Below are 14,199 nucleotides of genomic sequence, written 5' to 3'. Positions count from 1 at the left end.
AGATTAAAGCCCCGATAACGTTAAACGTTTTCGGGGCTTTTTATTTACGCTTCGTCGTTTTCTGATTGAGAAAATTCAGTGTGGTTATTCTTTGGTGGCGGCGTCCAACCACGTTCCATTTTAGAAAAGCTACGATAACGTTCATCTTTCATCGCAGCACTTAAGGTTTCTTCTAATTGAATAAACATATCTCGGTAGTGCACTAAGTATTTGTCATCTTCTGTAACTTGTTTCCACGCTTCATAAAGGGTGTCTTTGTGCGTCACCTCGGTTTCATAAAATGTTGCCCGCTGTTGTTCAGCTTTAAACGGGTGTACCCCAAGTCGAATTAACGCGTGCTTACCTAGGTTTAACGCTGAATGGAAAGTTTCACTGACCATAAAGTCTGCGCCAGCATTACGCAGACGGTATAGATGACGACGGTCAAATGCACGCGCCATCACAATCACATGCGGATGGGTATGCTTTATATATTCAACAAGTCCAACCGCGCGCTCAGGATCGTCAATGGCAATGACCAACATTTTAGCTTTATCTATGCCGGCGGTATGCAGTAAGTCGGGTTGAGTTGCATCACCATAGAAGCTCTTGGTATTAATTTTTCTTAAGTTTTCTACCTGCTGCACCTCGTGATCGAGTACCACTGTTTTTACGCCGTTAGTCACTAATAGTCGGTTAACGATCTGACCAAAACGGCCAACTCCGGCAATAATGACAGTGCCTTTTTCATTAATATCATCAGGCTCACGGGTATTCTCTGTTTTTTCATAGCGCGGCAAGATGACTTTATCAAACAGGATAAATAGGCCTGGAGTTAAGAACATAGAAAGAGCGACAACTAAAGATAATAGCTGGGCTAACTCAGTTGGAATAACATGGTTTTGTACTGTGTAGCTCAGTAGTACGAAACCAAACTCACCGGCTTGGGCCAAGCTCAGTGCAAACAGCCAGCGATCGCTGCCCCTGATCTTAAAGATAAATGCCAAAACTAATAACACTAGCGCTTTAATGAGCATCACTGCAAAAGTCATTGCTAAGACTGGCGCAATGTTGGCAAACAACACCTCAAAGTTAATACCTGCACCTACAGTAATAAAAAATAACCCGAGCAATAGCCCTTTAAAGGGTTCGATATTTGACTCTAGCTCATGCCTAAATTCGCTGTTGGCTAGCACTACGCCGGCAAGGAATGTTCCTAAGGCAGGGGACAAACCAACAAGGCTCATCAGTGCGGCAATACCAATGACTAACATGAGTGCTGTGGCGGTAAATATTTCACGTAGTCCAGAGCTTGCTACATAGCGAAATAACGGCCGACTTAAAAAGTGACCGCCAACCACCACGCTGGCTATGGCTAGTAAAACTACGATGGCATAGGCCCATCCTGGAAGGCCAGCAACTAGTGACATTTCTTCATGATGCTCAGCTGCTGTTTGTGCCAAAGATTGTGCTTTCTCGACTAGCTCTGGTAATGCTAGCAACGGAATAAACGCTAACATGGGGATCACGGCAATATCTTGAAACAACAATACCGAAAAGGCGTTTTTACCGCCTTCTGTTTTTGACAAACTTTTTTCGTTAAAGGTTTGCAGCACAATAGCGGTAGAAGATAAGGAAAATATCATGCCGACTGTTAGCGCAATGGTCCAGCCATAGCCAAAGCTCATGGCTATCCCCATAACCACTAATGTGGATAGGCCCACTTGTAATCCACCTAAGCCAATTAACTTATTGCGCATGTCCCACAGCATTCTGGGCTCAAGCTCTAAACCAACTAAGAACAACATCATCACCACGCCAAATTCGGCAAAATGCTGCAAGGTGTTGGTTTCGGTGCCAACTAAACCAATGATAGGGCCAATAACAACACCGGCGATAAGGTAGCCAAGAACTGAACCAAGGCCTAAGCGTTTGGCAATGGGCACTGCAATAACTGCTGCGCATAGATAAATAAAAGCTTGAATAAAATAGGCTGTCATTAGTGCTCCCGGATCACTTGGTCGAGATGGTCATTCAGTTTTTCGACTTTTTGCGCTAGCGCAATATCGATACGGTCTTCACTTAGTGCTTTTAATGTTGTAATCCATTTATCGATATGGTTTTGCACTCGGTTTTCTTCAAATGCACTGCGGGCACAAAAAAGTGCAAACGGAGCGATAAATTGCATCCCAGTTAAATTGGCGGTTTGTTCTAGAGGACGAAGCAATTCTCTGAGAGTAAAGTGGTTAAAGCCATCTTCCTTATACGCAGCTTCACTGCCGCCAGCACTTAATACACATAAAAAGGTTTTGCCCTCGAGCGCTTTTCCATTAGCGCCGTAGGCAAAATTGTATTCTAAAACCAAGTCTTGCCACTCCTTTAAAATCGCAGGAGTGGAATACCAATATAATGGGAACATAAACACAATGACATCGTGCTCGACGAGCCTTTGTTGTTCCTTATCGATGTTAATCCTAAATGTGGGATATTCAGCATAAAGATCAACTGCAGTGACGTTAGGTTGTAGACCCGTGGCATGAAAGAGTGGTTTATTGATTTCAGAACGCTCTTGAGAGGGATGAGCATATAAGACGAGGATTTTTTTTGCCGCGGTAGTCATGGTTGTCCAGTCACTTTGCTTAAAAGATTGTAATTAAATCTAGCATAGACAATCGGCTGAGCTAAATATTTTTGCCGATAAGCTGTTGGCGTAGAAATAATTAATAGCCATCAGGTTACAGCTTTTAAAACGAATTGGGCTATTACTCTCAGTTCTTGCAGACTAAAGGCGCTGATGGTGGTAAAAGCAGCTAACATTAAGAGAAAGCCAACTGTTGAACTGGGGCTAAAATAGTAACAAGATAACGTTTTAAGCGATGACTACCTCTAAAGTTATAAACAAAAACAGAGAGATAGCAACCCAGCTCACAGAAGTCATAATCGTTTTTAATTTCCATTGTTATCGAAAAATGACCTAGATACACTAAAGCGGTATTTTAAATGCAAGTTTTATGTAAGGTTTAAACTATGCTCAATATTGATGATCCTAAACAGACAGAAAAAATCCCTGCCATATTTCGCTTAGGCTTCAGGCCTTTCTTCTTGGGCGGCGCAGCGGTGGCTATGTTGTTTGTGCCTTTATGGTTGTTAACTTGGTTTTATCCACAATATAGTCTATTCCAAACAGACTTTTGGGTGAAGGTCGTGCCTTTATGGTGGCATCCACATGAAATGCTGTTTGGGTTTGCGTTAGCCATAGTGTGTGGCTTTTTATTAACCTCAGTGCAAACTTGGACCAATCAGCCAGGCATGAAAGGTTGGGCGCTAGCACTCACGTTCAGTTGTTGGTTACTGGCTAGGTTAACACTACTACTGCCTGTATCGATTCCGTTGTGGCTGCCAGCGTTATTTGATTCGCTGTTTTTAAGCTTCACTGCCATTAAGCTTTGGCGCTGCATTTATAAAGTAAAGCAATGGCATAATATTGGTTTCCCCATAATGCTATTTGTTGCTATGAGTATTAACCTATTGAGTTATTACGCATTAAGCCAAAGAGACTTTTCTTTGAGCCAACAAATTTGGCAATCTATGCTGTGGTGGTTAGGCTTGTTAATCACTATAGTGGGTGGGCGTGTTATTCCGTTTTTCACCGCTATTCGTATTAAACAAACTAAACCTAATCCCATCCCTGTACTGGATAAAAGCCTAATTACGATTATGGTGTTGCTAGTGGTGCAAGCGATTAGCCAAGCGATGCCTAAAGGGCTGGAGCAAGTTTTATTGTTTACTGCTGCAGCATTACACTTTGTTAGGTGGTCACGTTGGTTCCCTCATAAGACATTAAAAGAACCAATGTTATGGTCATTGCAAATAGCCTATTTATTCCTTCCCATCACATTATTCCTATTAGCTTGGAATATTGCAGACTCAATGGCATATAGGCATCTATTGCATCTGTTTGCGATAGGCACTTTAGCTGGGATCTGTTTATCGATGATTTCACGGGTATCGCTTGGGCACACCAGTCGCAATATTTATGAGGGACCAAATATGCTGGTGGCTTTTTCTTGCTTACCAATAGCCGCGGTTATCCGCGCTGTGATGCCGATTGTTTGGCCGGCGCAGTATCAAATTTGGTTGTGGTTAGCGGGTGGCTTGTGGTCATTGGCATTTGGCATGTTTGTTGTTAATTACGCGGCGATTTTATCTAAGCCGCGTATTGATGGACGTCCAGGATAACGCTGAGTATACAATTAGTTTAGTGAATCATGTTTTATCGTAAATGGCGATAATGGTTGAAAAGAGTAGTTATAACAATAAAGGTTGATAGTAAAAAATGATGGTACATAAGAGTGTTAAATTAGCGAGTGTATTTACCGTAGGCTTGTTGTGGCCAATGGGAGACGCATTCGCTGAGTCGGCAGTAGAGCATGACAAAAAAAGCCTAAGTAAGGCTGCTGTGGAGCAGCAAAAAAGGGATAAAGGATTACGTGATAAGTTTCCTGTGCAATATCAAAGCTGGCAGCAAACCTCTGAGCAAACTGAACGTGAAGATATGCTGGCAAGCTACCCCGCGGCAGTGATTTTATGGGCGGGCTCATCTTTTGCTAAAGAATATAATAGCCCACGCGGGCATCACTTTGCTGTTGCCGATGTTACCCATACTCTGCGCACAGGCGTGCCGCCAAAAGACGGTGAAAAGGGACTATCAGCGAGCTGCTGGACCTGTAAAACCCCTGATGCCACGCGTTTGATGAAAGAGTTAGGCGTTGAAGGGTTTTCAGCTAAAAACTTTACCGATGTTGGTACTGAAATTAATAGTGTCGTCTATTGCACTGATTGCCATGTTGACGGCAAAGCTGAGCTAGCGATGCCGCGTCCGCATGCACAGGATGCGATGGCGAAAGTACATATTCCATTTGATAAACAAGACGCCAATATGCAAGGCGCACAAACTTGTGGTCAATGCCATGTGACCTATTATTTCCAGCCAGAGCGCAGCGACAAAGTGAATATTCCTTGGATCTTCGGTAACACCGTTGATGACATTGAAAAGTACTACGATACTCGCCGTTTTTATGAGTGGATCCATCCAATATCGCAAACGCCGATATTAAAGGCGCGCCATCCAGAGTTTGAACATTGGAGCCGCAGTAAACATGCGCAGGCGGGGGTCACTTGTATTACTTGCCATATGCCTGAAGAAACCGATGCTAAAGGCAACACTTTTACTAGCCATAAAGTCAGTAAAGCATTGGATCACTTTGATACGGTTTGCCAAGGTTGTCATAAGAGTGAAAAGACTATTGTTAAATCGCTTGAAAACAGCAAGGCTGAAATTAACGCAAAAGCCCGTGAAGTTGAAGGCCTATTAGTTAAAGCGCACTACGAAGCGAAAGCAGCATGGGATGCAGGCGCCACGTGGCCATTGATGAATGACGCAATTATGGCTATTCGTCACTCACAATGGCGCTGGGATTTTGCTATGGCTTCGCACGGCCTTTATGCTCATAACCCTGAAGAAGGCCATGCACTACTAGATATGGCGATTAAGCAGGTTAATTATGCGCGTGAGTCATTGGCTGAGATCTTGAAAAAATTCGAAGTAAGTAAAGTTGCTTACCCAGATATAACCACGAAAGAGTCTGCGCACAAAGCCGTTGGTATTGAGCTCGATAAACTGACTGAGCAAAAAAAGCAGTTTATTAAGCAAGAAGTCGATAAAGAGTGGTCTGAAGTGACTCATTATGGTTATTAATCAGTATCATTTCTGAATAAACATTAATACTCGTTAAATAGTGATTCTCTTAGGCTCAAAGGTTTACCTTTGAGCCTTTTTTATATTTTGCTCCTCCGTATTATCGCTAACAAGGGAGGGCTATTATTAGGGTTTAATGCTTTCTAATTTAGCGACTACATATCAATGTGATATGTATAATTAGTGCAGTGACAAGATGAGTCTAAAGCTGGTAATCTATTGTTAGTGTTTTAAAAACAACCAGTTTTAATTGGTATGTTATTCATGGATGAAGATTTTTTATTGTGTGAAATACCACAATACTAGATCAACTTATTTAGCTAAAAAGCTGAGGTATAGGATATGCGGCACCTAATAAAAAGCTTAACTAAAAACGTAATTATCGGTTTTTCTAGTTTGCTTTTTGTCACATCAAGTTTTGCATTCGATAGCTTAAGTGAGGCAACACTTAAGCAAAAAGGAATGGCATTTGTACAAGCTACCGAGGCTAGATTGCAACCGGACACCACAGTTGCCGATATTGAGCACTACATTAGTCTTTTATCAGATAATTTTATTGACGAATATGTACACTATCAAGTCACATTTGCTGCAGATAAAAATAAATTACGCGCCCGTTTGATTGAAAAAATGAACAGCGAGATCTCGGACAGTAAAGTGACGATGCAACAGATGATGGTAGGTCCTAATGTTGTGGTTTTGAAGCTCAAACAGCTAGGACAGATTAAACCCGTCGGACAGGGAGACGTCATTCCTATGGATAAAGTGAGTGTGCTTACACTTGAGTTTGATAAGAATGGCTTGATTAGTCACATTCGTCGTCATGAACCGTAATCCCCCCATCATGACCGAAGTCAAAGGTGCAGCTCGATACAGCACCATTGCAGCTTGGTCACTTGCGATTGCTAGAGCATTAAGCGTTACAGGTATAGAGCCGAACAGCTTGTTTGAACAAGCTGGCCTTTGTTTAGGTGAACTTGAAGCAAAACCCGAGCAACGTGTCGATATAGATAAAATGACTCGGCTTTGGCAATTAGCGGAAACAAAAACTGAGTCGAGTGATTTTGGCTTAACAGTAGGTCAATATGCTTACCCTATTCATTTTCATTCTTTAGGCGCACTGATGCTAAGTAGCGATTCGCTTGCACAAGCTTTTGAAGCGCTACCCGACTACTCAGCTTTGGTCAGCAATGGCGCTCGGATCCGTTTGCAACGTACACCACAGTGGTTAGGTTTTACTATTACACCGCTTAATGGCGTTACCATTAGCGAACTGGCAATCGATGCTTTTTTTAGTAGTTTGATGCAGCACGGAAAGCAGATGGTTGGCCATCGACATTTTATTAGAAAGGTTGAGTTGATCCGCAGTACGCCTAAAAATGCCGATGCATGGCATGAGTACTTTAACTGTGAAGTGACAATGAATGCGACTGACAATTGTATGTGGATGGATAGGGGGATCTTAGAGCAAACTGCGATGACTAAAAACCCACAGCAAGCTAAGCAAACTGAAGCCGTAGTAAGGCAGTATTTGCATCAAATGCAGGCATTAAGTTGGCGACAGAAAGCCAGCCAAGGGATCCATGCTGTTTTACTTAACCAAGAGCCGACAGCATTGATGATTGCGCAGATGTATAACATTAGTGAGCGCAGTTTAAGTCGTTATTTGAAGGCGGAAGGCACAGGGTTTAGAGAGTTACTAAAGCTGAAAAGACAAGAGCTCGCTTTACATTATTTAACTAATACCGATATGACAATAAGTGAGCTTTCAGACACCTTAGGCTATACCAGTGTCAGTAATTTTACTCGTTCATTTACGACTTGGATAGGAGTGAGCCCATCGCAATACCGGCACAAAGTGTATCGTCAACAATAAGCTTTTATCAAAGCGTTTCTCCGACAAAGTCAATTACAGAGTAACGAACTAAAAGCAGACGAGTAACTGCTGTGCAATTCAGGTTGGCGAGAAATGATAAACCTTGTGTTGCCTTAATGTAATAGGTTGGGTTTATCTTGTTAACTAATAAAGCGGTTTAGTATGTCATCGTCTCTGATTGTTCTCCAACAAAAGCGGCTAGCTCTTGCTAGCACTCAAGCTAAAGTTTTCGCTAGATCCCGCGCTAGCATTAGCAAAAAACTTTGCATTCTTCCTGCTGTTAAACCTTGCTTTATCAGTATATTGACGTCGGTGCTGGCTTCGGTATTAGTCTTGGGCTGTCAGCCAGATCTCAGCGTGAATGCTGTAGGGGCTGACAGTGAGTTACAAGGCGCTGATCCAGCTGGGTTTACGCCAGCAAGCCCACATACTGTTGCCGCTAATAAAGCGGTTCTAGGTGCGCTGCCTTTCGATAATATACAAGACTTTGAAGATGCGAAACGTGGCTTTATCGCCAGAATGCCACAGCTTAAAGTGGTTGATGATACTGGCAAGGTAATTTGGGACAGAACTGCTTATGACTTTATTCAAGGGGAGGCGCCTAATAGCGTCAACCCAAGTCTTTGGCGTCAAGCAAGCCTAAATAACATCGATGGCTTATTTGAAGTCACCAAAGGTGTTTACCAATTGCGTGGTTTTGATTTAGCCAATATGACGGTGATTGCAGGTGATAGCGGTTGGATTATTGTTGATCCATTAACCACGGCTGAAACCGCCAAAACCGCACTAAAATTTTTAAATCAAACCTTAGGTGAACGACCTGTATCGGCGATTGTATTTACCCACAGTCATATGGACCATTTTGGTGGGGCTTTAGGCTTATTTGAGCAAACGCCTGATGACGCTATTGATATCATTGCGCCAGCCGGATTTATGCATGAAGCTACCAGCGAAAACGTGATGGCGGGCACCGCAATGAGCCGCCGCGCCATGTACATGTATGGCAAGCAACTACCGCGCTCTAGCCGCGGCCATATCGATTCTGGCTTAGGTAAAGAGCCTGCTTTTGGTGAGTTCGGTATTCTCAGCCCTAATATCGTGGTTGAGCAAGACTCTGCCATGGAAATCGATGGCGTCCCGTTTGAGTTTCAAATCGTATCAGGCTCAGAAGCACCTGCTGAGTTTACCTTTTACCTACCTGAGCAGCAGGCTTATTGCGGCGCCGAGCTAGTCTCTAAGAACATGCATAACCTTTACACCCTGCGAGGCGCTAAAGTACGTGATGCCTTAGTATGGAGTCGAGCAATCGATGATGCCCTTAACGCTCAGCGTGACACCAAAGTGTATTTTGGTAGCCACCATTGGCCTATCTGGGGTCAAGCTGAGGTGAATGAGTTTTTACAAAAGCAGCGTGATACTTATAAGTATATTCACGACCAATCGGTGCGCATGCTTAACGCAGGCTTTACTCCTGCTGAAATTGCCGAGCAAATACAGATGCCGCCATCACTGTCTAATACCTTTGCTAGCCGCGGTTATTACGGCACAGTTAAGCACAATGCCAAAGCGGTATACCAAGCTTATTTAGGCTGGTACGACGCCAATCCCGTTAATTTAGACCCATTACCAGCAACTGCATCAGCGGTTAAGTATGTGGAGTTAATGGGCGGCGCTGACAAGATCATAGCTGCGGCTAACAAGGCGGTTGCTGCCGGGGAGTATCGCTGGGCGGCTGAATTAGTTAATCATCTAGTGGTTGCAGACCCAGATCATAATGAAGCCAAAGTTTTGCTTGCGAGTATTTATGATCAGCTGGGTTATCAGGCAGAATCAGCGCCTTGGCGTGATGTCTATTTGACTGCTGCGTATGAGCTAAGGCATGGCAGCCCTGAGGTGGGAATTGATTTAGCCTCAATGAAGCAGATTTTGCTGCAATCACCAGTCGAGAACTTTATGCAGTCGATGGCATCAAGAGTGATTGGGCCTGAAGTGTTCGGTGAAGAGTTTATCCTTAATATCAACTTTACCGACCTTGATAAAAACTATGTGCTAGAACTTAAAAACTCAGTGCTACACCATAAGCTTGCGCCAAAGTCTGCCGAGGCTAATGCGACGTTAAATATTAGCCACGAGCTATTTGTCGATCTGATTATTGGTAAAGCAGGAGTAAAAGAGGTGCTATTTTCAGATGAGCTTGCAATCGAAGGCAGTAAGCTTGATTTTATCAGCTTTTTTTCGTCACTAGATAAACCCAAAGGTGTGTTTAATATTGTGACACCTTAGTGATTAGGGCGTTAGCTACGAATTAATATCAGGCTTACCTAGGCACTACCAGTGGCTATAGGGATTTACGATAGAGAAAGGCTCGTTGAGTGCTGAGTTCACATGTCGCTATTTCTGTGGGACGCTGTAAAGCCATCCATGGCCGCTCTGCGGTTTCATCCCTGAAACCGAAGCCCACAGCCGCAGCGACATCTGATGTTGCATTTTACGAGTTATCTATCTTAGATACTGCAATTCATTGTTGGATAGAAAAGATTTAGAAAGGTAATTTTTCTATTTGTCTTCGGATAATACCTAGTAATGCAAATCGCTTGAGGTCTTCATCGTTCACTTCTTTTTATAGATCAAAATTAGTGCATCATCGGATTCAATCATTAAGTTGAAGAATCGAAAAACTATCACTATCATCGTCGCTATTATTCATAATATTTTCATGCGGTTACAAAAGTTGATTAACGAATGAGAAACGTTGTTAGTGAAGATAAATTCAGAGATTTCCGAGACTTAGTAAATTCTAACTCAAGCTTTGTATATCAAATCTACAAAGATAAAGGTGGTAAGAACCTATTTAATCTAGTTTGTTCTTGTATGGATTGGGTTACTGTTTCAGTTCGACATTTGGAGAATGTACCTGAGTTTGATAAAAACTTAGATACAAAATGTATGCAGGTATATTCCCTAATCTCTTCGATTGATCTTATATTCGAGGCAATCAAACAGCTACACAGGGTCTTTGTAAACGAAAAAAACATTCCATTTTCAGGCGAAAAGAAGTGTTTTAAGAATCGACTATTTCTCAATGAAGATGATAACACTTATTTCAAAACAATTAGAGCTTGCTTCGGCGCTCACCCTGTAGATTTAAAACAATCAAACTCAAAACGTTTTGCTAGTTGGCCGTTTGAGAGTCATTTCAATAGCGGGGATTTATGTGTTCATTTATACAGTAGGGATGTAAATGAAGAAGATTTAGCGCTAAACCTAAATATAAATGAATTATTGGAGTTTCTCACGACTCGATATGACTATCTTGATGTTATTACAGGAAAAATACAAAGCTTGTTTATCGAATATCAGAAGAGTCTTTCAAATCAACCGATTGAAACTAAATCTGATCCGCTTGAACAACTCTACGTACTTAGAGCTGAGTCTGAAAAACGCTTAGACAACGAATACTATAACGGTGAGATTGATGATCTGATTATGATTTTCGAAGCAGAAGTAACAACTCTAGAGCTTGTATCAATTGCTGATAGTTACAAAGGCTCACTCTTACCGCTCATTGAAGAAATTAAGACCAATCTTCAAACAATGAATATTATTGATTTAGAACATGGCTCTGATCTAAGAATAAGGTCAGATCTTAGCAGAGAGTTGAGCTACGAACTTTCAAAGTTCTATACTTGGGTTCATGATGATAGGTATGCTCCCCTGATTCATTACTATTTCGAACGGTTTAACGATGTTACGAACGGTAAGTTTGATTTCAACAACACAGATGAAATTAACCTCACGTTTCTTAAAGCAAAGCTGATGTTAGCAGAATAGCTTTTCTAATAAAGGATTGATTCGTTAAGAGTATCTATTCTAAGTAGAAATAGGGCTGTTCCAAGTTTGAAATCGAACCTCTAAGTCGAGTTAATACGCCAATAACTAGGTGTAGATGCGGCTGAAGCCGTCGAAAACATGGATGTTTTCGTTGAGCCTACACGGACGTACTAGCAGCGAGCTTCAGAAGTATCTGCACATGCGGTCGTTCATTCACATCTGACCCATAGGGATATGGGAAATGTCATTATGATGTAGGGAACATCATTGACCATGTGATCACGACATTCGGACATCCTGTCCAGCACCCGCTGCAGGCGATTAATCACTCTGAAGCGTCAATTTAGAACTCACTGTCATATAACACCGAGCAAAAACAAAAATCCAATTAGCTTATTTCGAAGCTAAAAAAACCACCTTGCGGTGGTTTTTGGGTGACGGTCTATTACTGCTTACTGGGCAGTGATTACAGAATTAGCAACTAGTTAGCGATTTTAAGCTCTGCTCGGTCGCTAATCAGATTGAGGTCAAAATCAAACTCATCGACGCGGATGGCACGTTCACGCTTAAGATTATAATCTTGTAGCAATTTATGCTCAGTATCGCTAATCACTTTTGCCTCAAGTGCGGCATCTAAGGTGAGTGCAAAGCGAACACCTGGCTTAAATGTCTTGGCGCGAATTGCTTTTTTGACTTTAGCCAATAGCGGTAAACACTCGATTTTAGCAAGGTAAGCTTGCTCGTTAATGTCGTTGCCATCACCGGCAATTGGCTTAACGAGGTGAGTCAGATGCTTTTTAAACTCGGTATTTAACTGCGCTTGCTCTGCTAACTCTCGCACTAGGTCGTCGTTGATTTTTGGCATCTTAGCTGAGTAAGTCACGGTGATTAAACGCATAAACTTACGTGTCGCTGATGATGGGAAGTTATCTAAGAAGTCTAGTAACGCTTTTTCAGCTTGGCACAGTGACCAGCGAGTCGCGTAATGGAAGTAAGCCGCGGCTTCTTTTCGCTCGGCAGCGGTTAGCTTTTGCTCGTAGTAACGAATTGACGCCATCGCAGCGTACAAGTAGCTCATTACATCACCAAGACGGGCTGACAGCATCTCGGCTTGCTTCAGTTTGCCGCCAAGTACCAACAATGAGAAGTCAGCATAGACAGCAAGCTTCGATGCAAGCTTATGTACTGATTGCTCGTAAGGCTTCACTTCGGCAAGAGTTGATGCTGCTGAAGCGGTAAAAGGTAATAGACCCAGCTTAAAGGCGCGTAAGCTGTTGCCCACACTGTAGCTAACGGTTTTACGTAAGATGCCATTAAAGACTTTGTCAGCACTTTTCTCGTTTGAGTGAATAGACTCAACCATAGATTGCAAGTATGGGTGACAACGCATCACGCCTTGACCGAAAATCATTAGGTTACGAGTAAGAATGTTTGCGCCTTCTACGGTAATCGCAATGGGCTGCGCCACATAGCCAGAGGCTAAGGTGTTTTGCGGACCACATTGAATTGCTTTACCGGCTTGAATGTCCATCGCAGAATCGAGTACATCACGGCCAAGCTCTGTCATGTGGTATTTAGCTATTGCAGTAACAACAGATGGCTTTAGCCCAAGACCAAGCCCTTCGGTTGTGAGTACGCGCATTGCTTCTTGCAGATAGGTTTTGCCGGCAATATCGGCAAGCTTTTCTTGAATACCTTCAAACTTACCAATTGATAAACCAAACTGCTCACGCACTGCTGCGTATTCCGCTGATGATTTAAATGATGCTTGGCTGACTGATACGCCCAGTGCTGGCAGTGAAATACCGCGACCAGCGCCTAGACAAGCCACTAGCATTGCCCAGCCGCGACCGATATTCTTTTGGCCGCCAATGATAAATTCCATTGGAATAAATACGTTTTCGCCGCGGGTAGTACCGTTATAAAAACGAATCCCCATAGGATCGTGACGATTACCGAGCTGCACTCCAGGATGTGATTTTGGAATAAGTGCGCAGGTAATACCAAGCTGTTCTTTACCGCCTAATAAGCCGTTTGGATCTTCAACCTTAAAGGCTAAACCTAATACGCTGGCAATAGGCGCTAGCGTAATGTAACGCTTGTCCCAGGTAACGCTTAAGCCAAGTACCTGTTCACCTTGGTATTCACCCATAGTGACGGTACCAATATCTGGAATGCCACCAGCATCTGAACCTGCCTCTGGGCTGGTTAGTGCAAAACATGGGATCTCTTGACCATTGGCTAAACGTGGTAGCCAGTAATTTTGTTGCTCTGAGGTACCGTAATGCATCAGTAGCTCACCCGGGCCGAGTGAGTTTGGCACCATTACGGTAACAGCTACGGCAGAGCTTTTAGCGGCAATTGTTGCCACAATCGTCGAGTTGGCGTACGGGCTAAACTCAAGACCACCAAACGACTTTGGAATGATAAGCGAGAAAAACTTATTCTCTTTTAAAAAGGTAAGAATGTTTTCGGGTAGATGCTTGCTGCGCTGGATCTCAAAATCATCGACCATTTCAAGCAAGGTAGCAACTGGGCCGTCTAGGAATGCTTGCTCATCGCTTGATAGCGTTGCAACAGGAATATCACGCAGGGCTGCAAAGTCTGGTACACCTTGGTAAATCGAACCTTCTAACCACACATCACCGGCATCGAGTGCCTCTTGCTCTGTAGTAGAAATGCTTGGCAGTACTTTTTTTAGTTTAGTTCTAATGCTCATATTAAATGCTCGTCCGACCAGAAGTTATATCTCACA

At 42.9% G+C, this 14,199-nt stretch carries 9 protein-coding genes; 6 read left to right on the top strand and 3 right to left on the bottom strand.

The window, feature by feature from the left end; genetic code table 11:
• Positions 1-44 precede the first annotated feature (44 nt).
• On the bottom strand, positions 45-1,979 hold the full coding sequence (locus tag L2747_RS05215) for a monovalent cation:proton antiporter-2 (CPA2) family protein (RefSeq protein WP_248998031.1): 1,935 nt from the start codon (positions 1,977-1,979) through the stop codon (positions 45-47).
• Positions 1,979-2,599, bottom strand: coding sequence for an NAD(P)H-dependent oxidoreductase (locus L2747_RS05210; RefSeq protein WP_248998030.1), 621 nt, complete (start codon positions 2,597-2,599; stop codon positions 1,979-1,981). Before L2747_RS05210 ends, L2747_RS05215 begins: the two co-directional genes overlap by 1 nt.
• A gap of 407 nt (positions 2,600-3,006) precedes the next feature.
• Between L2747_RS05210 and L2747_RS05205 the strand changes: the two genes are divergently transcribed.
• The 6 genes from L2747_RS05205 to L2747_RS05180 all read left to right on the top strand — a co-directional run bounded on the left by L2747_RS05205 (position 3,007) and on the right by L2747_RS05180 (position 11,444).
• On the top strand, positions 3,007-4,218 hold the full coding sequence (locus L2747_RS05205) for an NnrS family protein (RefSeq protein ID WP_248998029.1): 1,212 nt from the start codon (positions 3,007-3,009) through the stop codon (positions 4,216-4,218).
• Positions 4,219-4,375: 157 nt separating this feature from the next.
• Positions 4,376-5,737 (top strand): ammonia-forming cytochrome c nitrite reductase subunit c552, encoded by a 1,362-nt coding sequence (locus L2747_RS05200; RefSeq protein WP_371987871.1) that lies wholly within the window; start codon positions 4,376-4,378, stop codon positions 5,735-5,737.
• Positions 5,738-6,079: 342 nt separating this feature from the next.
• On the top strand, positions 6,080-6,571 hold the full coding sequence (locus L2747_RS05195) for a hypothetical protein (RefSeq protein ID WP_248998027.1): 492 nt from the start codon (positions 6,080-6,082) through the stop codon (positions 6,569-6,571).
• Positions 6,561-7,613 (top strand): AraC family transcriptional regulator, encoded by a 1,053-nt coding sequence (locus L2747_RS05190; RefSeq protein WP_248998026.1) that lies wholly within the window; start codon positions 6,561-6,563, stop codon positions 7,611-7,613. The genes L2747_RS05195 and L2747_RS05190 overlap by 11 nt, the downstream gene beginning before the upstream one ends.
• Positions 7,614-7,775: 162 nt before the next feature.
• Positions 7,776-9,896 (top strand): alkyl/aryl-sulfatase, encoded by a 2,121-nt coding sequence (locus L2747_RS05185; RefSeq protein ID WP_248998025.1) that lies wholly within the window; start codon positions 7,776-7,778, stop codon positions 9,894-9,896.
• 459 nt (positions 9,897-10,355) lie between these two features.
• Positions 10,356-11,444: a hypothetical protein gene (locus L2747_RS05180; RefSeq protein WP_248998024.1), complete on the top strand. Its 1,089-nt coding sequence runs from the start codon at positions 10,356-10,358 to the stop codon at positions 11,442-11,444.
• Between the two features lie 481 nt (positions 11,445-11,925).
• Here L2747_RS05180 and L2747_RS05175 read toward each other — a convergent pair whose 3' ends face one another.
• Entirely contained in the window at positions 11,926-14,163 is a 2,238-nt protein-coding gene (locus L2747_RS05175; RefSeq protein WP_248998023.1) for an acyl-CoA dehydrogenase, read from the bottom strand.
• Positions 14,164-14,199 lie beyond the last annotated feature (36 nt).

Origin of the sequence: Shewanella marinintestina (assembly GCF_023283845.1) — a bacterium.
GTDB lineage: Bacteria > Pseudomonadota > Gammaproteobacteria > Enterobacterales > Shewanellaceae > Shewanella > Shewanella marinintestina.
Note: the sequence above shows the minus strand (reverse complement) of the source record. Positions and strands in the feature narration are given on the sequence as shown.